The 19,717-nt window shown below is 62.0% G+C and carries 19 protein-coding genes and 5 tRNA genes; 16 read left to right on the top strand and 8 right to left on the bottom strand.

All coding sequences use genetic code 11. The annotated features are described in order from the left end of the window. Nucleotides 1-607: 607 nt before the first annotated feature. The 5 genes from ACWPVA_RS07830 to ACWPVA_RS07810 all read left to right on the top strand — a co-directional run bounded on the left by ACWPVA_RS07830 (nt 608) and on the right by ACWPVA_RS07810 (nt 4,885). Nucleotides 608-1,711, top strand: coding sequence for a DUF2157 domain-containing protein (locus ACWPVA_RS07830; protein ID WP_454287151.1), 1,104 nt, complete (start codon nt 608-610; stop codon nt 1,709-1,711). After that, on the top strand, nt 1,708-2,304 hold the full coding sequence (locus ACWPVA_RS07825; RefSeq protein ID WP_454287150.1) for a GDYXXLXY domain-containing protein: 597 nt from the start codon (nt 1,708-1,710) through the stop codon (nt 2,302-2,304). Before ACWPVA_RS07830 ends, ACWPVA_RS07825 begins: the two co-directional genes overlap by 4 nt. Nucleotides 2,305-2,524: 220 nt before the next feature. Beyond that, nucleotides 2,525-2,609, top strand: a tRNA-Leu gene (locus ACWPVA_RS07820). A 184-nt stretch (nt 2,610-2,793) separates the two neighbouring features. Then, on the top strand, nt 2,794-4,278 hold the full coding sequence (tig, locus tag ACWPVA_RS07815; protein ID WP_454287149.1) for a trigger factor: 1,485 nt from the start codon (nt 2,794-2,796) through the stop codon (nt 4,276-4,278). A gap of 145 nt (nt 4,279-4,423) precedes the next feature. Then, complete coding sequence (locus ACWPVA_RS07810) at nt 4,424-4,885, top strand: GNAT family N-acetyltransferase (protein WP_454287148.1); 462 nt, start codon at nt 4,424-4,426, stop codon at nt 4,883-4,885. Nucleotides 4,886-4,966: 81 nt separating this feature from the next. Here the strand turns inward: ACWPVA_RS07810 and radC are convergent, their stop codons facing one another. The 4 genes from radC to ACWPVA_RS07790 all read right to left on the bottom strand — a co-directional run bounded on the left by radC (nt 4,967) and on the right by ACWPVA_RS07790 (nt 9,328). Beyond that, entirely contained in the window at nt 4,967-5,821 is an 855-nt protein-coding gene (gene radC / locus ACWPVA_RS07805) for a RadC family protein (RefSeq protein WP_454287147.1), read from the bottom strand. Between the two features lie 2 nt (nt 5,822-5,823). After that, entirely contained in the window at nt 5,824-6,660 is an 837-nt protein-coding gene (gene map, locus ACWPVA_RS07800) for a type I methionyl aminopeptidase (RefSeq protein ID WP_454287146.1), read from the bottom strand. Next, nucleotides 6,661-7,419 carry a DNA/RNA nuclease SfsA gene (sfsA, locus tag ACWPVA_RS07795; RefSeq protein WP_454287145.1) on the bottom strand — a complete coding sequence of 253 codons (759 nt, stop codon included), beginning with the start codon at nt 7,417-7,419 and terminating at the stop codon, nt 6,661-6,663. A 64-nt stretch (nt 7,420-7,483) separates the two neighbouring features. Continuing rightward, a complete protein-coding gene (locus ACWPVA_RS07790) occupies nt 7,484-9,328 on the bottom strand; it encodes a PHA/PHB synthase family protein (protein WP_454287144.1) in 1,845 nt (614 codons plus the stop codon). 163 nt (nt 9,329-9,491) lie between these two features. Here ACWPVA_RS07790 and ACWPVA_RS07785 point away from each other — a divergent pair, with 163 nt between their 5' ends. The 5 genes from ACWPVA_RS07785 (at nt 9,492) to recJ (ending at nt 15,008) form a co-directional block, all read left to right on the top strand. Further along, nucleotides 9,492-9,896: an SHOCT domain-containing protein gene (locus ACWPVA_RS07785; RefSeq protein ID WP_454287143.1), complete on the top strand. Its 405-nt coding sequence runs from the start codon at nt 9,492-9,494 to the stop codon at nt 9,894-9,896. Nucleotides 9,897-10,123: 227 nt separating this feature from the next. After that, on the top strand, nt 10,124-11,341 hold the full coding sequence (locus ACWPVA_RS07780) for an LL-diaminopimelate aminotransferase (RefSeq protein WP_454287142.1): 1,218 nt from the start codon (nt 10,124-10,126) through the stop codon (nt 11,339-11,341). 61 nt (nt 11,342-11,402) lie between these two features. Next, on the top strand, nt 11,403-12,722 hold the full coding sequence (locus ACWPVA_RS07775) for a homoserine dehydrogenase (protein WP_454287141.1): 1,320 nt from the start codon (nt 11,403-11,405) through the stop codon (nt 12,720-12,722). Nucleotides 12,723-12,889: 167 nt separating this feature from the next. Beyond that, complete coding sequence (locus ACWPVA_RS07770) at nt 12,890-13,063, top strand: hypothetical protein (RefSeq protein WP_454287140.1); 174 nt, start codon at nt 12,890-12,892, stop codon at nt 13,061-13,063. 142 nt (nt 13,064-13,205) lie between these two features. Then, nucleotides 13,206-15,008, top strand: coding sequence for a single-stranded-DNA-specific exonuclease RecJ (gene recJ / locus ACWPVA_RS07765; RefSeq protein ID WP_454287139.1), 1,803 nt, complete (start codon nt 13,206-13,208; stop codon nt 15,006-15,008). A 35-nt stretch (nt 15,009-15,043) separates the two neighbouring features. Here the strand turns inward: recJ and ACWPVA_RS07760 are convergent. The 4 genes from ACWPVA_RS07760 to gloA form a co-directional block, all read right to left on the bottom strand. Further along, nucleotides 15,044-15,118 (bottom strand) — tRNA-Glu (locus tag ACWPVA_RS07760). 204 nt (nt 15,119-15,322) lie between these two features. Next, nucleotides 15,323-15,397 (bottom strand) — tRNA-Glu (locus ACWPVA_RS07755). A gap of 236 nt (nt 15,398-15,633) precedes the next feature. Continuing rightward, nucleotides 15,634-16,377: a hypothetical protein gene (locus ACWPVA_RS07750; protein WP_454287138.1), complete on the bottom strand. Its 744-nt coding sequence runs from the start codon at nt 16,375-16,377 to the stop codon at nt 15,634-15,636. Nucleotides 16,378-16,523: 146 nt separating this feature from the next. Beyond that, on the bottom strand, nt 16,524-16,964 hold the full coding sequence (gene gloA, locus ACWPVA_RS07745) for a lactoylglutathione lyase (protein ID WP_454287137.1): 441 nt from the start codon (nt 16,962-16,964) through the stop codon (nt 16,524-16,526). 184 nt (nt 16,965-17,148) lie between these two features. Between gloA and ACWPVA_RS07740 the strand changes: the two genes are divergently transcribed. The 6 genes from ACWPVA_RS07740 to ACWPVA_RS07715 all read left to right on the top strand — a co-directional run bounded on the left by ACWPVA_RS07740 (nt 17,149) and on the right by ACWPVA_RS07715 (nt 19,681). Beyond that, complete coding sequence (locus ACWPVA_RS07740; RefSeq protein WP_454287136.1) at nt 17,149-17,727, top strand: cold-shock protein; 579 nt, start codon at nt 17,149-17,151, stop codon at nt 17,725-17,727. Nucleotides 17,728-17,738: 11 nt separating this feature from the next. Further along, entirely contained in the window at nt 17,739-18,215 is a 477-nt protein-coding gene (locus ACWPVA_RS07735; protein WP_454287135.1) for a DUF192 domain-containing protein, read from the top strand. A gap of 94 nt (nt 18,216-18,309) precedes the next feature. Continuing rightward, nucleotides 18,310-18,386, top strand: a tRNA-Pro gene (locus ACWPVA_RS07730). A 183-nt stretch (nt 18,387-18,569) separates the two neighbouring features. Then, on the top strand, nt 18,570-18,893 hold the full coding sequence (locus ACWPVA_RS07725; protein ID WP_454287134.1) for a hypothetical protein: 324 nt from the start codon (nt 18,570-18,572) through the stop codon (nt 18,891-18,893). Between the two features lie 339 nt (nt 18,894-19,232). Next, complete coding sequence (locus ACWPVA_RS07720; RefSeq protein WP_454287133.1) at nt 19,233-19,538, top strand: ETC complex I subunit; 306 nt, start codon at nt 19,233-19,235, stop codon at nt 19,536-19,538. A 66-nt stretch (nt 19,539-19,604) separates the two neighbouring features. Then, nucleotides 19,605-19,681: transfer RNA gene (locus ACWPVA_RS07715), tRNA-Arg, on the top strand. Nucleotides 19,682-19,717: the final 36 nt, after the last annotated feature.

Here is a 19,717-nt window from a genome sequence, read left to right as displayed (position 1 = left end):
CCGGCCTAAATCTGATAAAGATAATATATGCTGCGATGCGAAAAACTTGAAGTGACGGAGCCGTATGACTCCTATGCGGCCCTTGCATAGGCCATGAATTGAGGGCGGTGCTGTATCCAGCGTTCCGCAGGCGACCGAGGCTTGACGGTATCAGCCCGTGGACAGATTGGATCGCCGGCTGCAGTGGGAGTGAGGACAAAAAAATAACGCTCACCGGGGGAGGAGGATCCGGTGAGCGTCATTTTGACAGACCGACGACTGGGAGGAGGAGTGCCGTCAGTCAAATCGACGCTGCGCTGGGAGGAGGAGTGCGCAGGGTCGAAGGTCGTGTCGGTGGGATGTCCACCGCTTTGAGCGGTTCGAAGTCATTTCGTTCGCGCTCTGTTGAAAAACACAATAGGCGGAAATGTTTATCTTGTGCAGTGCAATATTGTCATGGAAGCCATGCGCGAGGTGCATGGTCCTGCATGCGTCTCCTGCCCATTCTTGGTCAGCCAATCCGGATTGTGTTTTTCCGGCTCTCGGCTCAAGAATGGGTCAGGTAACAAAGTCAAAAGCAATCGGATCGGGTCTTGCCGTGACGAGGCAGGCTGGTGTGGAGAATTTCATGTATCGCGGAAGATTGAAGCGAGATCTCGCAATCTGGGTGGAAAAACAGCTGATCGGCCAGGACGCGGCCGACGCAATGCTGCGGGACTACGATTCGCGCCGCTCGACCTTCAGCATCGGCGGCGTTCTGATGATTCTCGCCGCAGTGTTGATCTCGGCTTCGATCCTGCTGCTGATCGCCGCCAACTGGCAGGACATTCCTCGGCTGGTGAAGGTTGGCGGTATCATCGCGCTGATCTGGATCTTTCATTTGCTTGCGGCGATTTCCTTCGGCCGGGGCGCGGACCGTCTCGGCGGTGCCCTGCTGGTCTTGGGGGCGGCCTGTTTCGGCGGAGCAATCTCGCTGATCGGCCAACTCTACCACCTGTCGGGCGATGCTTTCGACGCCATGCTGCTGTGGTTCGCCATGACGGTGCTCTCGGCCGCCGCCTTCCGATCCGGCGCTTTGACGGTGATGGCCGGATTCCTCTCGTTTGCCGCCTTCGGCGCCTTCCTCGTCGAGTTCGATGGAGGATGGCACGGGGTCTATGGCTGGTGGCCAGTTCTCGCTGGCTTCGTGATCGGAATTCTGAGCGCCTGGACGGGGGCCGAGCGCGCGCGGCATTTCATCTATCTCCTGCTGCTTGGCTGGTGCGGATGGCTCTATTCGCTCTGGCCGGAAGTGGGAACGGCGATTGCCTATGCGGCGGTCGGTCTGGTCCTTTTCCTCGCCGCGGCGCTGCCGATGTCGCCTGTCTTTGAAATATTGCGCCGGCAGGGCGGCGGCCCCGCATTCTATTCCTTCGTGCTCGCCCTGCTCGGGCTTGGCCTCCTCCATCTGCACTGGACTGAGGGCGGAGAACTGGCCCTGCTGGGGCTCGTCACGCTGGCCGCGGCGCTGGTGGCGCTGGCGCTCGACGGGCGCGACAACGGCGCCGTCCGTTATCTGGCCTATGGGGTCTTCGCCTGCGAGGTCCTCTATCTTTCCTTCGTCACCATCGATTCCATGCTTGGAACGTCGGCCTTCTTCTTGCTGGCCGGTCTTGTCGTCGCCGTCCTGGCGCTGGTCATGGTGCGGCTGGAAAAGCTGTTCGCCAAGCGGGTTGCGGAGGTGCGAGCATGAGTAACGAAGGGGGCAAGACCATGGGACTGCGCTATCTGGCGATCGCTGCCGGCCTTTCATTGCTGCAGACGGCGGTGCTCGGGGCGATGATCGAGAGCCGGGCGGGGATCTTGCGGTCTGGCGACGAGATCGTGCTGAAGACGGCACCGGTCGATCCGCGCGACCTGCTGCGCGGCGACTATGTCATTCTCGCCTACGACATCTCGGCCATTCCGGCGTCGATAATCATCGGCGACCGCCCGGCCGATGCCGGCTGGCAGACGATGCAGGTGCGGCTGAGGCAGGGCAGCGACGGCTATTGGACGGTCGCGGAAGCCTCGTTCGGCACGCTTGCGCCGCAAGACGGCAGCGTCATCCTTCAGACGCAGCGCTTCCGCTATAACGGGGAGGCAGACCTCGAGGCCGGCCCAATCCTTCGGGTCGATTACGGCATCGAGCGCTTCTATGTGCCGGAAGGCGAGGGCGGAGAAATCGAGACGGCGCGCAACGAGGGCGATGTGACGGTGGTCGTACGCGTCGGCAAGGGCGGGCAAGGCCAGATCCGCGAGCTGCGCATGGGCGGCGCGGCGCTCTATGAGGAGCCGCTTTACTAGCGAGCCAGCGTTTCCCGCCGGCGCGCCCCGCCGTCACGCCCGATACCAGCCTTTGCGGCGGTGCTCGGCGCCGCGGCCCGGCGAAGCTCCGCCTGCGCCCCTTTCCTCGGGAAGGCGGACGCTGTGGTGTCATTTTTCCTTTGCGCAGGCAAAAACGGGTGATATAGAGACGCGCGCTCCGGAGGGGCATGCGCAAGCGCTGCATGCATTTTCTTTGGACGCGGGTATGGTGAAATTGGTAGACACGCCAGATTTAGGTTCTGGTGCCGCAAGGCGTGGGAGTTCAAGTCTCTCTACCCGCACCAGATTTGCCGAGCGGGGCGGTACGAGGCGGACCGGGACGATCCCGCCACACCTTTCACCGTTTTGTTTGGCAGGAATGCTTGAAGACTGCGCCGCAGCCACGTCCGGGAACCGTAGATTCCGGCGTCGTGCTCAGGGAAACAACCGGCTGTCCGAGCACGGCCGCCACGACATGAAGGTAAGAACATGCAGGTTATCGAAACGCTCGCTGAAGGGCTGAAGCGCGAAATCAAGGTCGTCATCCCGGCCAAGGACATGGAAGCTCGCATGAACGAGCGCCTGGCCGAGACCAAGGACAAGGTCCGCATCAACGGCTTCCGTCCCGGCAAGGTTCCGGTCGGTCACTTGAAGAAGATGTACGGCAAATCGATCATGGCCGAACTGGTCAACGAGATCATCCGCGACAAGCCGTCGGCGATTCTCTCGGAGCGCGGCGAAAAGTCGGCGACCCAGCCGGAAATCGCCATGACCGAGGACGAGGCGGAAGCCGACAAGATCCTCACGGCCCAGGCCGATCTCGAATTCACGCTCTCCTACGAGATCATCCCGCCGATCGAACTGAAGCCGGTCGACGGCATCAAGGTCACCCGCGAAGTGGTTGACGTGTCGGATGCGGAAGTCGTCGAGCAGATCGAGAAGATCGCCGAGAACGCCCGCACGTTCGAAGCCAAGAAGGGCAAGGCCGCCGAAGGTGACCGCGTCACCATGGACTATCTCGGCAAGGTCGACGGCGTTGCCTTCGATGGCGGCAAGGACGAGGATGCCGAACTGGTCATCGGTTCGAACCGCTTCATCCCGGGCTTCGAGGACCAGCTCGTCGGCCTGAAGGCTGGCGATGAAAAGGTCATCACCGTGACCTTCCCGGCCGATTATCCGGCCGCCAACCTCGCCGGCAAGGAAGCCACCTTCGACATCACCGTCAAGGAAGTGGCGGCACCGGCCGCGATCGAACTGAACGACGAACTCGCCTCCAAGCTCGGCATCGAATCGCTCGACAAGCTGAAGGAAATCGTCCGCGGCCAGATCGAGAGCCAGTACGGCAACGTCACCCGCCAGAAGGTCAAGCGTCAGATCCTCGACCAGTTGGACGAACTCTACAAGTTCGACACGCCCTCCAAGCTCGTCGACGCCGAGTTCGAGAACATCTGGCGCCAGATCAACACCGATCTCGCCCAGTCCGGCAAGACCTTCGCCGACGAAGACACGACCGAAGAGGAAGCCCGCACCGAATACCGCACGCTCGCCGAGCGCCGCGTTCGCCTCGGCCTCGTTCTTTCGGAAATCGGTGAGAAGGCCGGCGTCGAAGTCACCGAGGACGAAATGCAGCGCGCGCTCTATGCCCAGCTGCAGCAGTTCCCGGGCCAGGAAAAGCAGATCCTCGACTTCTTCCGCAACACGCCCGGCGCCTCCGCTTCGCTGCGCGCTCCGATCTTCGAAGAAAAGGTCATCGACAAGCTGCTGACCGAGATCGACGTGACCGACAAGAAGGTCTCCAAGGAAGAACTGCTGGCCGACGACGAAGCCGAAGAAGGCGACAAGCCGGCCAAGAAGGCAGCCCCGAAGAAGAAGGCCGCCGCCAAGGCTGACGACGCCGCCGAAGGCGAAGAAGCCGCAGCGCCGAAGAAGAAGGCTGCTCCGAAGAAGAAGGCTGCCGAAGGCGACGCCGAGTAAGCTTCGGATTGTTGAACGGACATGTGGAAAGGCCGCCCGGTGGGCGGCCTTTTTGCATTGGATGGGCGGGGGAACTGCAAAGACGACCCTTGAGCGAGACAGATGCTGCGCTAGGCAACTGAGGGCGATCTGCTATGCATACAGGATGAAAGATATTGTATGCCGACCCTACATATTCAACGATCGTTCTGCTTGTCTGGCGATATTCGATAGCAACGTGCCAACCTTCTTTGCTCCGGAGGAGCGTGCAGACTTTTGCGAATTCTTGGGCGGCATCAATGCTGAGGATAGACCCTATTTGGTACTGACACGCCAAGGTTCTGTGATCGCTTGTGGAGGGCTAATTGCCATGACAGAGACGCGGCAAGCCGTTTTGGCATGGGGAATGGTCGAGAGGGCGCTTCACGGTCAGGGACTGGGAACCCGTCTGACTCGGGCCAGACTTGCGCTCGCGCGCACGATCCCGAACATCGCTGTGCTGAGGCTGGCTACAAGCCAGCATACCCGTGGTTTCTACGAGGACTTTGGCTTCATCGTCTCGAAAGTCACACCTGATGGTTTCGCTTCCGGGTTGGATCGGTGGGACATGACATTGCGCCTTACGTAGCCGCGGAATTGGGCGACGCCGCATTCGTCAGGCGCCGTGCTGCTGCACTTGCTCAAGAATTCCGGCCGCCCGAATCCACCCTCAGATCATCCTCAACCCCTTCAGGCTGGCATGGCCGTCGCGGCCGATGATGATGTGATCGTGCACGGTGATGCCGAGCGGTTTGGCCGTGTCGACGATCATTTTCGTCATGTCGATGTCGGCACGCGACGGGGTGGGGTCGCCGGACGGATGGTTGTGGACGAGGATGATGGCGGTCGCCGAGAGTTCCAACGCCCGCTTGACCACCTCGCGCGGATAGACCGGCGTATGGTCGACCGTGCCGCGGCCCTGCACCTCGTCGGCAATCAGCGCATTGCGCTTGTCGAGGAAGAGGATGCGGAACTGCTCAGTTGATTCGTACGCCATCGCCGTGTGGCAATAGTCGATGACCGAGGACCAGGAGGACAGCACCTGGCGGCCGCGGATCTCGCTTTTCAGCATGCGCTGGGCGACGCTGGCGATCAACTTGAGTTCGAGCGCGACGCTTTCCCCGACGCCCTTCACCTCCTGCAGCAGCGCCGGTGGGGCGCCGAACACGCCGGCCAGCGAACCGAAGCGGGCGATCAACGCCTTGGCGATCGGCTTGGTGTCGCGTCGCGGGATCAGGCGGAAGAGCAGGAGTTCGAGGATCTCGTAGTCGGCCAGCGCCGCATCGCCGTTTTCGCGGAAGCGCGTCCTGAGGCGGTCGCGATGGCCGTGGTAGTGCGCGTCCGAGGCCTCGGCTGCCTCTGTAACGGCGGGGCGTCTCTTCAATCCACCGGATTTCGCCACCTGTTCGGCGAAGAAGCCGCGTTCGTCGCCTGCTTCGCCATTCTCCCCTCCGTCCGGCTCCGGCAGGTCGAAGGCGGGTTCGTCTTCGGTGTCGCGGGGGCCGGGAGGAGGGGGCTTTGCCATGGTCAGCCCTTGAGCGGCGGAAGGCCCGGCCGGTCGAATCCGGCCGGCGACAGGGTGAAGATCTCGCAGCCGGTGGCGGTGACGCCGACGGCGTGCTCGTATTGCGCCGTCAGCGACCGGTCACGGGTCACCGCCGTCCAGCCGTCGGCCAGCACCTTTACATGCGGCCGCCCGAGATTGATCATCGGCTCGATGGTGAAGATCATGCCTTCCTTCAGTTCCGGCCCCTCGTTGGCGCGGCCGTAATGCAGGATGTTCGGGCTGTCGTGGAACAGACGGCCAACTCCGTGGCCGCAGAAATCGCGCACCACGGAGCAGCGCTCTGCTTCGGCATAGGTCTGGATCGCCTCGCCGATCGCGCCGGTGCGGGCGCCGGGGCGCACGGCGGCGATGCCGCGCATCAGGCATTCATAGGTGACTTCCAGCAGGCGCTCGGCGGCGCGCTTGATCTCGCCCACCGGATACATGCGGCTCGAATCGCCGTGCCAGCCGTCGAGCACGTAGGTCACGTCGATATTGACGATGTCACCGTCGCGCAGCGGCTTGTCGTTGGGAATGCCGTGGCAGACGACGTGGTTGATCGAGGTGCAGACAGACTTGGTATAGCCGCGATAGTTCAGCGTCGCGGGCAGCGCGCCGTTGTCCATGCCGAATTCGAAGACGAAGCGGTCGATGGCATCGGTGGTGAGCCCGGGCTTGACCATCGGCACGAGTTCGTCGAGGCAGCGTGCCGTCAGCTGGCAGGCCTTGCGCATGCCCGCAAAATCCTCAGGTCCATAGAGCCTGATCGCGCCGGTGTTCTTGAGCGGGGCGGTCGCCGCTTCGATGTAGGTTACCATTCATCCGCTTTCGATCGTGGAAAGAGCTGTATTCGTCGTACATAATGCAGCAAGGCCGGGTTCGTCCATGGCGATCGGGCAAAGCGGCACGATTTCCGAAGGCGTGACCCGGCATTTTACCGCATGAGCCTCGACTCCGGCCTCGATCGCGCGGGCAAAGGTCCGTGCATAGAGCGGGTCGAGATCGCCGCAGATGCGCAAGGACCGGCAATCCGCGCGCTGGACGAGATAGAGCATGACGGCCCTTTGCCCGCCGCGCACGATCTCGATCAGTTCTTCGAGGTGCCGCGCGCCGCGAGCGGTCACCGTATCGGGAAATTCGGCAAGGCCCGCCTGGCGGATGAAATGCACGTTCTTGACCTCGACATAGGCGGCGGGGCGATCCGGGGCGGACAGCAGGAAGTCGATCCGCGACCGGGCGCCGTAGCGCTGTTCGCGGGCAATCACCGGATAGCTTGCGAGGTCCGACACCAGGCCGCCGCGGATCGCCTCTTCCGCCAGCCGGTTGGCGATCGCCGCATGCACACCGACCACGGTGCCCTCCGCCTCGATCAGCTCGAAGGCATGGGCATATTTGCGGTTCGGGCTATCGTGCTGCGAGAGCCAGATGCGCGAGCCCGGCGCCGTCAGCCCCTGCATGGATCCGGTGTTCGGGCAAAAGCCGGTGATCTCGCGGCCGTCTTCGAGCACGGCATCGAACAGGAAGCGCTTGTAGCGGCGGATGAGCCGGGCAGGGACGAGGGGCGGGTCGAAGATCATGTTGACCGGTTTAACGTGTCGGGCGCCGGGCCGCAAAGGGGCAGAAGCGGTGGCAAAGCCACCGCTAAACCCTTGCCAGCACATAAGAGCCCGGCGCATCCGCTATGGCGTTGAGCGCGCCACCGCCAGGAATGCGGGCGGGGACGCGTTTGTCATCCATCGCCTCGATCCAGCGCTGCCAGTGCGGCCACCAGGAGCCGGGCGTCTCCTCGGCCCCGGCCACCCAGTCTTCATAGGTGCCCTTGACCGCGCCATTGGTCCAGTACTGATATTTCTGCTTGTCCGGTGGATTGACGACGCCGGCGATGTGGCCGGAGCCTGACAGTACGTATTCCACGGGCCCGCCGAACAGGCTGGAGCCGACGAAGACCGACTTTGCCGGCGCGATATGGTCCTCGCGGGTGGCGAGGTTGTAGATCGGGATCTTGATGTCCTTGAGCGACAGGGTCTTTCCGGCGAGTTCCATTTTGCCCTGGCTCAGCGTGTTGCTGAGGTAGCAATTGCGCAGGTAGAAGGAGTGGTTGGCTGCCGCCATACGGGTGGAATTGGAGTTCCAATAGAGCAGGTCGAAGGGCATCGGATCCTGGCCCTTCAGGTAGTTATTGACGAAATAGGGCCAGATCAGCTCCGAGGCGCGCAGCATGTTGAAGGCGGCCGCCATCTTCGAGCCGTCGAGATAGCCCGAGGCCTTCATCCGGTCCTCCATGCTGCCGATCTGCCCCTCATCGACGAAAACCTTGAGATCGCCCGCATAGGTGAAGTCGACCTGGGTGGTGAACAGCGTGGCGCTGGCGATCCGCCTGTTGCCTTCCTGGGCATGCAGCGCGAGCGCTGCCGCTAGCAACGTGCCGCCGACGCAATAGCCTATGGCGTTGACTTGCGTTTCGCCGGTCGCCTTCTCGACGGTGTCGAGGGCGAAATCGACTCCCTCGCGGATATAGGCCTCCCAATCCTTTTTCGCATGCCGCTCGTCCGGATTGACCCAGGAGATCACGAACACGGTGTGCCCCTGTTCGACGCACCATTTGATGAAGGATTTCTGCGGGTTGAGGTCGAGGATGTAGAACTTGTTGATCCACGGCGGGCAGATCAGCAGCGGTCGCTTTAGAACGGTGTCGGTCGCCGGCTCGTACTGGATGACCTCGCACATCTCACTCTGGGCGATCACCTTGCCCGGCGTCACCGCCATGTTCTCGCCGACCTTGAACTTGCTGGTGTCGGTCTGTCGGATACGGATCTCGCCACCACCGGCTGCGATATCCTCGGCGAGCATGTGCATTCCCTTGACCAGGTTTGCGCCGTGACTGGCCACCGTCTCCCGGTAAAGCTGCGGATTGGTCATGACAAAATTGGTGGGCGACAGCGCCGCGATAATCTGGCGCATGTAGAATTCCGCCTTGTGGCGGGTGTGCTCGTCGAGGCCCTCGGCCTCGGTGACCATTTTCTCGGCCCAGTCGGCCAGTATGACATAGGCTTGCCGAAGGAAGTCGAAGAAGGGGTTGCGTTGCCAGTCCTCGTCGGCGAAGCGCTTGTCCTTGATCGGCTCTGCCGGTTGAGTGGAGCCGTCGCCGGAGAAACGTGCAAGAGAAGTCGTCCACATGCCGAACAGGCCGGCGAGCAATTGCGTCTGCGCCTCCAGCGTCCGCTTCGGGTCGGACATCCAGTATTCGGTCACCTTCGACATGGTCTTGACCAGTTCGGTCATGGGCTCCGAAACAGGATCGACGATTTCGCCGCGTTCGCGGGGGCCGAGCCAGGTCGATGCCGCCTTTCCGAGGTTTTCCAACGCTTTTGCCACGTTGAGCGTCAGGGCTTGCGGGTCCTTGACGACGTAAGGCTCGATCAGCTTTGGATCGAAGCCTGGCGCCTTTGCTGCATCCTGTCCTGCCTCTTCGCGTGTGCTGGTCAAACCGTCCTCCCCAGGATCATTTTCTCGGCGTCTTTTGCAATTGCGCATCCTGCCTGAAAACGACTACAAGTTCCATAGTTACGAAAGCATAGTCTGACATAGGCCATGTGACGAAACGATGGCTTGAGCGGGCCGGGCGATTTCCCGGCGTCTGGATTCGATAATGATCGTTGATACTTGGGCAATGGGGGCAACACCGAGGGTCGGGGGGCTGATTGTGCTTTCCGTGCTGGTTGGCCTGTCAGGCTGCACGACGCCGGCGGAACGGGCCGCCGTTTCGCCCGCGCGCGCGGCCAGCATTGAAGTGACTGTCGTCGAACCGGATGCTCCCGCTGCCCCGCCGTCGCGCTCCGCCGATGGCTATCCAGATTTCTCTGGTTCCCTGACGGCGGCCAATGTGCAGATGGGCAACGAGGAAGCGGCTGATCTGCAGGCCAAACTCTCCGCGCTCGGGTCCGCGCGCAAGGCTGGAACCATTTCCGAGGCAGAGTATCAGCGGCGGCTTGTGCTGTTGCGCAAGATTGCCGCAGAGCATGGCCCGGACGCGCAGGCGCAGATCGCCAAATAGCGCTTGCCTTTGTCCGACTTTTTACGCAAAGCAGCACCTACGGGGCAGGCGAATTCCGCTTTGGCATTGGCCGGCCTGGGCGCAATTGCGCCAAGATTTGCGGCGACCATGCCGCATGTATTACACTTTGCCCGTCCCGGTTATGCGGTTCGTTGCGGGACGGGCTTTCACCAGGCAAAACGAACCCGCCTGCAGCGGTTCAGTCCGTGCGGTTCCAGGGGTTGAAGATGGAAGAATTTCACAAGGTCCGGCGTCTGCCGCCATACGTTTTCGAACAGGTCAACCGTTTGAAGGCGAGCGCGCGAGCCGCGGGCGCCGACATCATCGACCTTGGCATGGGAAATCCTGACCTGCCGACGCCGCAGGGGATCGTAGACAAGCTCTGCGAAGCGGTCCAGGACCCGCGCACCCACCGCTATTCTTCCTCAAAGGGGATCCCGGGCCTGCGTCGCGCCCAGGCGGCCTATTATGCCCGCCGCTTCAACGTCAAGCTCAACCCCGACACCCAGGTCGTGGCGACGCTCGGCTCGAAGGAAGGCTTTGCCAACATGGCCCAGGCGATTACCGCGCCCGGCGACGTGGTGCTCTGCCCGAACCCGACCTATCCGATCCATGCTTTCGGCTTCCTGATGACCGGCGGTGTTATCCGCTCGATCCCGGTCGAGCCAGATGAGACTTTCTTCCCGCCGCTCGAGCGGGCGGTGCGCCATTCGATCCCCAAGCCGATCGCGCTGATCATCAATTATCCGTCCAACCCCACGGCGCGGGTGGCCAGCCTCGATTTCTACAAGGACGTGATCGCCTTCGCCAAGAAGCACGAACTGATCGTGTTGTCCGACCTTGCCTATTCGGAAATCTATTTCGATGGCAACCCGCCGCCGTCCGTGCTCGAAGTGCCGGGCGCCATGGATGTCGCGGTCGAGTTCACCTCGATGTCGAAGACATTTTCCATGCCCGGCTGGCGCATGGGGTTTGCCGTCGGCAACGAGCGGCTGATCGCGGCACTGGCTCGCGTCAAGTCCTACCTCGACTACGGTGCCTTCACCCCGATCCAGGTCGCTGCAACCCATGCGCTCAACGGGGACGGTACCGATATTGCGGAAGTCCGCTCGATCTACAAACGTCGCCGCGATGTCATGGTCGAAAGCTTCGGCAAGGCCGGCTTCGAGGTGCCGGCGCCGGCGGCGACCATGTTTGCCTGGGCGAAGATCCCGGAGAAATTCCGCTCGCTCGGCTCGCTGGAGTTTTCCAAGCTTCTGGTTGAAAAGGCCGACGTCGCGGTTGCTCCGGGCATAGGCTTCGGTGAAATGGGTGACGAATACGTGCGCCTCGCTCTCGTCGAGAACGAGCACCGCATCCGTCAGGCTGCCCGCAACATCAAAAAGTTCATGTCGAGCGCCGACGATACCATGCACAATGTGATCCCGCTCAACGTGCACCGTTAGTTCTTCCGGGCGGCCCGTTCGCGGCCGCCTGCCTTCGATTTTCAAACGTCAGGATTGATTTATGGCTGATGCCCTTAAAATTGGCATTGCGGGGCTCGGCACCGTGGGTGCCTCGCTGGTCCGCATCCTTCAACAGCGCAGCAATGAACTGGCCGTTTCCTGCGGTCGTGCCATCCAGATCACGTCCGTTTCGGCGCGCGACCGCAATAAGGATCGCGGTGTCGATTTGAGCGGCATCTCGTGGTTCGACAATCCGGTCGAGATGGCCGAGAAGGGCGACATCGACGTCTTCGTCGAACTCGTCGGCGGAGCCGAGGGTGCAGCCGACATGTCGGTTCGCGCCGCGCTGGCCCGCGGGCTGCACGTTGTGACGGCCAACAAGGCGCTTCTCGCGCGCCATGGCGTGGAACTGGCCAAGCTGGCCGAGGACAAGGGACTGCTGCTCAACTACGAAGCGGCCGTCGCCGGCGGCATCCCCGTGATCAAGGCAATGCGCGAAAGCTTGACGGGCAACCATTTCTCCCGCGTCTACGGCATCATGAACGGCACCTGCAATTACATCCTGACCCGGATGGAGAAGGAGGGCCTGACCTTCGAAGCCTGCCTCACGGAAGCGCAGCGTCTCGGCTATGCCGAGGCCGATCCGACCTTCGATATCGAGGGCAATGACACGGCCCACAAGCTGTCGATCCTGACAACTCTCGCCTTCGGCAGCCAGATTGCCGCAGATGACATCTATCTCGAGGGCATCAGCAATATCTCGATCGAGGACATCCATGCGGCCCGCGACCTTGGCTTCCGGATCAAGCTTCTGGGGGTCGCACAGCGTACCGACACCGGGATCGAGCAGCGGGTCCACCCAACCATGGTACCGCTCAATTCGGTGATCGCGCAGGTTGACGGCGTCACCAATGCGGTTGCGCTCGAATCCGACATTCTCGGTGAACTGCTGATGGTCGGCCCCGGTGCCGGCGGCAATGCCACCGCTTCGGCCGTGCTGGGGGATATTACCGACATCGCCAAGACCCGTCCGGGCACCCAGCAGGTTCCGGTACTCGGCCGTCCGGCGCACCTGTTGGAACCCTACCGTCGGGCGCAGATGCGCAGTCACGAAGGTGGCTATTTCATCCGCCTGACGGTGGTCGACCGCACCGGCGTCTTCGCCAGCATCGCGACCAGGATGGCGGACAACAATATCTCGCTCGAATCGATCGTTCAGCGCTCTGAGCACGCAGCCGCAGACGCCCCGGTGACCATCATCCTCGTTACCCATGCGACGATGGAAGACGCCGTGCGCAAGGCTGTCGCCGCCATCAGGAGCGAGGGTTATCTCGTCGGCGAACCGCAGGTCATCCGCATCGAGCGCCCGAAGACAGTGTAAAGCGCTGCCGAGCGGTGCTAGCTCAACGGCCGGCACCGCTGCACCGCGCGACGTTTTCGGTGCGTAATCGCCACCCACATCGATATATCGCGAACGTGCCGCTCGCATCCTCCACGCAGGCCCGCTATCCTTTGGCGTCAGTACAATCGGGTTCGGGGAGGGGCTTGATGATGCCAGCTGAAGAGCAGGAATTCGCGCACGGTCGGAGCAGCGCGAGCCATGATCGGTGGCGAAAGGGTGACGACGATGGTTTGGAGGGCGCACGCAACTGGGCCGTCATCCTTGTCCATGTTTCACTGATGACTGTGCCTTTCCTCGCCGTCGCCTGGTTTCTTGCGTGAATGCCCAGTCTTGGTCAGGCTTGTCCGATTGCTTGTGCCTTGACGTTCATATGAGCCATAGCATGACGCCTGCCTGAGGCAGGGCTGGTCATTTGCCTGCGGACCTGTAGAAAGGGGGCAGATGCAATGGACCGCAGACAGCATGGAAGAACCCGTAGATCCCGTCCCGCGCGCATTCCTTGGCGTTGATCGCTCGGTCTCCGGGCAACGCTGGGTGTCGCGCCTCGACCAGGCCGGGCAGAACCGGGCGCTGGCGATGAGCCAGCTTCACGGCATGCCAGAGCTTGTGGCGCGAGTGCTGGCCGGACGGGGCGTCGCCGTCGACGACGCGCCTGCCTTTCTCGAACCTTCCATCCGCAGCCTGATGCCCGACCCCTACCGGCTGACGGATTGCGAGGCGGCGGCCGAACGGCTGGTCGAAGCGATCCGCCGCGGCGAACGCGTGGCGATCTTCGGCGACTACGACGTCGATGGCGCGGCGTCCTCCGCATTGCTTTGGCGTTTTCTGCACCATTTCGGTATCGATTCGGAAATCTACATTCCCGACCGCATATTCGAGGGCTATGGGCCGAACCCGGCGGCGATGGGCCAGTTGATCGATCGTGGCGCCCGACTGATCGTCACGGTCGACTGCGGCTCGACCAGCCTCGAGGCACTGGCGGTGGCGAAGGAACGCGGCATTGATGTGGTGGTGATCGATCACCACCAGATGGGGCACGAGCTGCCGCCTTGTCTCGCCCTGGTCAATCCGAACCGCGAGGACGACCTGTCGGGGCAGGGGCATCTCTGCGCCGCCGGCGTGGTCTTCCTTGTCCTGGTCGCCACCCTGCGCGTGCTGCGCCAGAATGGCCATCCGCAGGCCCGCTCGCTCGATCTTCTGGCTTGGCTCGACCTCGTGGCGCTGGCGACGGTGTGTGACGTCGTGCCGCTCAAGGGTCTGAACCGTGCCTATGTTGCCAAGGGCCTGATCGCCGCCCGCCACCAGCAAAACGTCGGCCTTGCCGCCCTTCTGCGCGTGGCCGGCATCGGCGGCCCGGTCACACCCTACCATTTTGGATTCCTCGTTGGCCCGCGCATCAACGCCGGCGGACGAATCGGCGACGCGGCGCTTGGCAGTCGGTTGCTGACGCTGGATGACGCCGGCGAGGCCGAGCAGATCGCCCACAAGCTGGACGAATTGAACCGCGAGCGTCAGGCCATGGAACAGGTCATGCTGGCGGAAGCGGAAGCGGAGGCGCTGGCCGAATATGGCAACGGCGAGGCGGCCTCTGTAATCGTCACGGCACGCGACAACTGGCATCCCGGAATTGTCGGCCTGCTGGCGGCACGGCTGAAGGAAAAGTTAAAGCGGCCGGCCTTCGCGATCGCCTTCGATCCCAACGGCAAGGGCAGCGGTTCGGGGCGTTCGATCAACGGATTCGATATTGGCCGCATGGTTCGCGCCGCCGTCGATTCGGGCCTGTTGGTGAAAGGCGGGGGGCACGCCATGGCGGCTGGCCTGACCGTCGAGCGTGCTAATCTCGGCCGTCTGCGGACCTTTTTCGACGAGGCCTCTGCCGAACAGGTGGGGGCGCTTGCCGCCAACCAGACGCTGAAGATCGACGGTGCGCTTGGTGCATCGGGCGCGACCATCGTGCTGATCGACCAGTTGGAGGCGGCCGGACCCTACGGCTCCGGTCATCCGCAGCCGATCTTTGCCGTACCTGCCCATCGTCTTCGCGATGCCAGGCCGGTCGGCACGACTTACGTCAAGATCACGCTCGAGGCTGCCGACGGCACACGGCTGGAGGGCATCGCCTTCCGCGCGGCCGAGACCGCGCTCGGCAATTTCCTACTCAATGGACGGGGGACCCAAATTCATGTCGCCGGTACGCTCAGCGCTGATCATTGGCAGGGATCGCGCCGTGTGCAGATGCGCGTTCTGGACGCGGCCAAGGCGTTCTGACGTAAGGTAAGGATGCCGGATAACGTAAGGTGAAGTGGCACGCCCTAGGGGAGTCGAACCCCTCTTCCCAGAATGAAAATCTGGTGTCCTAACCGATAGACGAAGGGCGCCTGCGCTTCGTTGTGGCGCCCTTATAGTCAGGGCTCGGAAAACCCGCAAGGGGAATCTTGCTGTTTTTCCATTCCAATTTTGAAAAACATCGGCATGTGGAAAACGGCACGATGAGCGTCGGTGACGATTGCCGGGCGGCGTGCAGTGGCAGATCGCCCACACAATTTCTGGATCAAGTCTTCATGGAGAGAGAAGGAAAGAAGTGGCACGCCCTAGGGGAGTCGAACCCCTCTTCCCAGAATGAAAATCTGGTGTCCTAACCGATAGACGAAGGGCGCCTGCGCTTCGTTGTGGCGCCCTTATAGTCAGGTCGTTTTATTCCCGCAAGCGCCAAGTTCCGTTTTTCTCAAAAAATGTGACAAAGACAAAACGCACGAATGCGACGGCATTTTTGAATAGCGAATACAATGGTTTGGAGACCTGAAAATGACCGCTCACGCCGCGGACACAGGGAATGGACGGCGTGCTACGGACCGGTTTCGCGCTTGTCGAGGGATCTGCCGGTGGCGTTCGTCTAGCTCTTCTTCCGGCCAAACACCTCGGCGATCGAAGGCAGCCATTTCCGCTTCTTGTCCGCGGCGGGCTCATCCTTGTTGGGCGCCGCCTGGACGACTTCCGGGCGGTCCTCGCCCGTGATCGGCAAGGCTGCCGACCCAGGCTCTGCATAGACCGGCTGTTCCTCAGGTGTGTAAACCGGCTGGCCGTACGCCGACTCGACCGGCAGGGCGGTTTCACCGACGACTGGGGGTTCCGGCTGGCGCAGATCAGCGCTGAACAGGCTCTTGCTCATCGCATTGACCTGGCGCGTCGGCAGATCGGCGGGAACCACGATGCTGGTCGAGCCGGTGTTCGCGCCCTCGGTCGCGGCCGTGATGTCGGTTGTAGGGTCGAAGCCTTCGGCCGCGGGCGCTTGGGAGAACAGACTGTTGCGACTCGCATTGACCGAGGTCGGTTGCATGGTCAGTTCGCCAAGGTTTGCCGATGCGGGAGCGAAGGCTGTGAGCGCACTGTCTCCGGCGGGCACTGCCGCGGATTTCGAGGCGGGAGATGAAGCGCTCACCACCAGCGGATCGGAATAAGGATTGGCCCCATTGGCCTTCTTCACCGGCAGGGCATTTGCTGCCTCAGGCGCGGCTATATCGCCTTGGACAGCACTGCCCGCCGTTGTCTGGCAGGCGGCGAGCAGAAGGGTGGCGACGGCGGGGAGTGCGAGGCGGGCGATCAAACCGCCCCGGATGGACTGCATGCTGTGCGACACGGGCTGACCTTTTGCATACCGATTGGCGGGCATCTCCGCTCCGATCCAGCGACCGGGGCCAGCGCCCACCGTCCGCCGCGGACCGGCGGACTCGTGATTGCATCAGATCTAGCGCGCTAAACTTGCGCGAGGCGGGAAGGTCCGCGCTACCAGGCGCCCGTGTTCGGCATGGAGGCCCAGGGCTCGGCGGGAGCAAGGCTCTCGCCCTTCTGCAGGATCTCGATCGAAATCCCGTCAGGCGACCGAACAAACGCCATGTGGCCGTCGCGCGGCGGGCGGTTGATCGTCACCCCGGCGTCCATCAGCCTCTGGCAAATGGCATAAATGTCGTCGACCTCGTAGGCGAGATGGCCGAAATTGCGCCCGCCGGCATAGTCTTCCGCATCCCAGTTGTAGGTGAGTTCGAGGCAGGGCGCCATTTCGGCGCGTGCACGGTCGAGATCGTCTCGCGCAGCCAGAAAGACCAGCGTGAAACGGCCCTTTTCGCTGTCCATTCGGCGGATTTCCGTCAGTCCGAAGATGTTGCAGTAAAAATCGAGCGAGGCGTCGAGATCTTTGACGCGTACCATGGTGTGAAGATAGCGCATGAAGGTCCTCCAGAGAATTGCAGGGATATGGGGCAGGCGACAGCTTCGAGCAAGGCTGCAAAGGCAAAAAGCATTTGGGTATATGTCAAACTAGGACTTGCGTAGATCCATCGCTCGAATGTTAATCTTAAGTTCAAGAATCAATTAACTCTGCGATGTGACGCGTTTCGAGGGGCTTTGGGAAATGACGGACAGGATTTCACCGAAAGGGCTCGTCGGGTTCGAGGATCTGTCCGGCGAAGCAGTTGAGCTGACCGAGATCACCGGGGTCGTCAAGTGGTTCGACGTGGCCAAGGGGTTCGGCTTTATCGTTCCGGACAACGGGATGCAGGACGTTCTGCTGCACGTCACCTGTCTTAGGCGCGACGGCTACCATACCATTCTCGAAGGCACGCGCATCGTCGCGCTCATCCAGAAGCGTGATCGCGGCTACCAGACCTTCCGTGTTCTTTCCATGGACCAGTCGACCGCGGTTCATCCCTCGCAGCTCCCGCCGGTGCGCACCCATGTGCAGGTGACCGCGACCAGCGGTCTGGAACGGGCGCTGGTCAAGTGGTTCAATCGGACCAAGGGCTTTGGTTTCCTGACGCGCGGCGAGGGCACCGAGGACATCTTCGTTCACATGGAAACGCTGCGCCGTTACGGCCTCACCGAGCTTCGCCCAGGCCAGACGGTTCTTGTCCGCTTCGGACCTGGCGAGAAGGGCCTGATGGCCGCCGAAATCCACCCCGACACTCCCGGCCCGTCGGTCCGGGCGCATTGAGACCCCGGGCGATGATCAGTCGCATTGTAAAAAGCGCTTTTCTGGCGCTTTTTTTATGGGTCTTCGTCTGGCCGGCAGCGGCCCAGGCGCCGCAGTTTGATCGATCGAAGCTTACGATCAGAACCACCGGGGGAGAGAAGATCGAGCTCGACGTGGAATGGGCGATCACGCCGGATCAGCGCGCGCACGGCCTGATGTTCCGCGAACAATTGGGCGACGATCAGGGCATGATCTTCGACTTCGGCACTGTGCGCGACGTCATGATGTGGATGAAGAACACGCCTCTGTCACTCGACATGCTGTTCATCGACCAGAACGGGCTGGTGAAGCGCGTCGCGTCCCGGACCGCGCCCTTTTCCGAGGCGATCATCCCGTCGGGCACACCGGTGCGCTACGTGCTGGAGATTCGCGGCGGCCAAGCGGCTACGCTCGGCCTTGCCGAAGGGGCGGTGGTGGATCTGACCCCGCCGAAAGGCGCGTCGGACTAGAGGCGGGCCTGTGAATTCGTACGCTCCTGCGGAAAGCGCTTTTTTGCAGTTGCGGGTCCGGGGTGAACCGTGTATTCCGCTCCCATTGCTGGAACGGAGTGTAGCGCAGCCTGGTAGCGCATCTGGTTTGGGACCAGAGGGTCGGGAGTTCGAATCTCTCCACTCCGACCATTGCAAGCAGTGTCGATGTCTTGTTCCGACACACTAAATTCCCACTGGAGTGGTAAAAGCCGTTCCCGTGTTACCGTGAAACTTCAGGCGCGCTTTATCCTCGCCAGTTCTCAGAGTGTGCATTCCACCGGAACCTATAGTCTTTTGCTTGCGTTCCTTTTCATCCAACACGGAGGATGAAACATGAGAAAGCTTGCAACCATCACGGCTGCCATCGGCATGGCGGCCTTCGCTTCCAATCCAAGCCTTGCGGCTTGTGACGACGTAACCGGCTCGATCAATGACAAATCCGCGGCGGGCATAGCCAAGGATGGCACCCACGTTCCCCTGGAAGGCGCCACCGGTGGCCAGGCGAGCGCCAGTGGTGGTGTCCGGAAGGACGGCAGCACCATGCCTTTGGCTGCTGACGAGAATTTGGCGACGTCGAATCAGGATGTTGCCGCCCAGCAGCAGGGCGAAGAAACCGCGGCCGCCTCTGCATCCAATGACGATAAGTGCGCGGATTAGTCCGGCCCTCTGCCTGCGGACAGGCCGGTAAGAAGGCAAGATGTCGCTCATGCGCCATCTGCTTTCGATTGCAGCGCCTGTGTGGTCAAGAGTGGAAGAGCGTTGCGCCCCCCGGGGTGCGGCGCTCTCTTGCATTCCGCTCCGATCCCGGAGGTTCCCCTTGAAAAACATCTCATTCGTCGCTACGAGGGGAATGGTAATCCGGCATTGCTGGAGCCTCCGGGATGAGCCGTCTTCTGGCCCTGGAACAGGAATTTGCCGCAGCCGAAAGCTGCGGTCGGTGCCATGAACAAGACGGGGTAGGGCGATCCCTGGCCGTCCTTTGGAGTTGGATGCGACATGTCTGCAAAGATCTACCGCCCCGCAAAGACCGCTATGCAGTCCGGCAAGGCGAAGACGCATGTCTGGATACTTGAATTCGACCAGGCCATTGCGAAGAAGATCGACCCGATGATGGGCTACACGACCTCAGCCGATACGCGGCAGCAGGTGAAGCTGCTCTTCGAAACGCAGGAGCAGGCCGAAGCCTATGCACAGCGTGAGGGCATCGAATACCGCGTGATCCCGCCGAAGGAAGCCAAGCGGCAGGTCCTGTCCTACACCGATAATTTCAAGTTCAGCCGCCTTCAGCCCTGGACCCACTGACCCTGCTCGGACCGTGGCGGTCCGTCCCGAGACGACCAAGCCGGCCGACGGGTTCCACATCGATAAGGCCCCTTAGCTCAGCTGGATAGAGCACCTGCCTTCTAAGCAGGTTGTCGCAGGTTCGAGTCCTGCAGGGGTCGCCATTACTACACCTAAGCCATTGAAGTTATTCAAGGTGC

This window comes from Rhizobium arsenicireducens (assembly GCF_964021225.1).
The sequence above is the reverse complement of the archived record's forward strand: the minus strand, read 5'-3'. Positions and strand labels throughout refer to the sequence as shown.

Excerpts from the sequence above, each read along its gene's own strand:
- ACWPVA_RS07830 (WP_454287151.1), top strand. The coding sequence starts at position 608 with ATGTATCGCGGAAGATTGAAGCGAGATCTCGCAATCTGGGTGGAAAAA.
- ACWPVA_RS07825 (WP_454287150.1), top strand. The coding sequence starts at position 1,708 with ATGAGTAACGAAGGGGGCAAGACCATGGGACTGCGCTATCTGGCGATC.
- tig (WP_454287149.1), top strand. The coding sequence starts at position 2,794 with ATGCAGGTTATCGAAACGCTCGCTGAAGGGCTGAAGCGCGAAATCAAG.
- ACWPVA_RS07810 (WP_454287148.1), top strand. The coding sequence starts at position 4,424 with ATGAAAGATATTGTATGCCGACCCTACATATTCAACGATCGTTCTGCT.
- radC (WP_454287147.1), bottom strand. The coding sequence starts at position 5,821 with ATGGCAAAGCCCCCTCCTCCCGGCCCCCGCGACACCGAAGACGAACCC.
- map (WP_454287146.1), bottom strand. The coding sequence starts at position 6,660 with ATGGTAACCTACATCGAAGCGGCGACCGCCCCGCTCAAGAACACCGGC.
- sfsA (WP_454287145.1), bottom strand. The coding sequence starts at position 7,419 with ATGATCTTCGACCCGCCCCTCGTCCCTGCCCGGCTCATCCGCCGCTAC.
- ACWPVA_RS07785 (WP_454287143.1), top strand. The coding sequence starts at position 9,492 with ATGATCGTTGATACTTGGGCAATGGGGGCAACACCGAGGGTCGGGGGG.
- ACWPVA_RS07780 (WP_454287142.1), top strand. The coding sequence starts at position 10,124 with ATGGAAGAATTTCACAAGGTCCGGCGTCTGCCGCCATACGTTTTCGAA.
- ACWPVA_RS07775 (WP_454287141.1), top strand. The coding sequence starts at position 11,403 with ATGGCTGATGCCCTTAAAATTGGCATTGCGGGGCTCGGCACCGTGGGT.
- ACWPVA_RS07770 (WP_454287140.1), top strand. The coding sequence starts at position 12,890 with ATGATGCCAGCTGAAGAGCAGGAATTCGCGCACGGTCGGAGCAGCGCG.
- recJ (WP_454287139.1), top strand. The coding sequence starts at position 13,206 with ATGGAAGAACCCGTAGATCCCGTCCCGCGCGCATTCCTTGGCGTTGAT.
- gloA (WP_454287137.1), bottom strand. The coding sequence starts at position 16,964 with ATGCGCTATCTTCACACCATGGTACGCGTCAAAGATCTCGACGCCTCG.
- ACWPVA_RS07740 (WP_454287136.1), top strand. The coding sequence starts at position 17,149 with ATGACGGACAGGATTTCACCGAAAGGGCTCGTCGGGTTCGAGGATCTG.
- ACWPVA_RS07735 (WP_454287135.1), top strand. The coding sequence starts at position 17,739 with ATGATCAGTCGCATTGTAAAAAGCGCTTTTCTGGCGCTTTTTTTATGG.
- ACWPVA_RS07725 (WP_454287134.1), top strand. The coding sequence starts at position 18,570 with ATGAGAAAGCTTGCAACCATCACGGCTGCCATCGGCATGGCGGCCTTC.
- ACWPVA_RS07720 (WP_454287133.1), top strand. The coding sequence starts at position 19,233 with ATGTCTGCAAAGATCTACCGCCCCGCAAAGACCGCTATGCAGTCCGGC.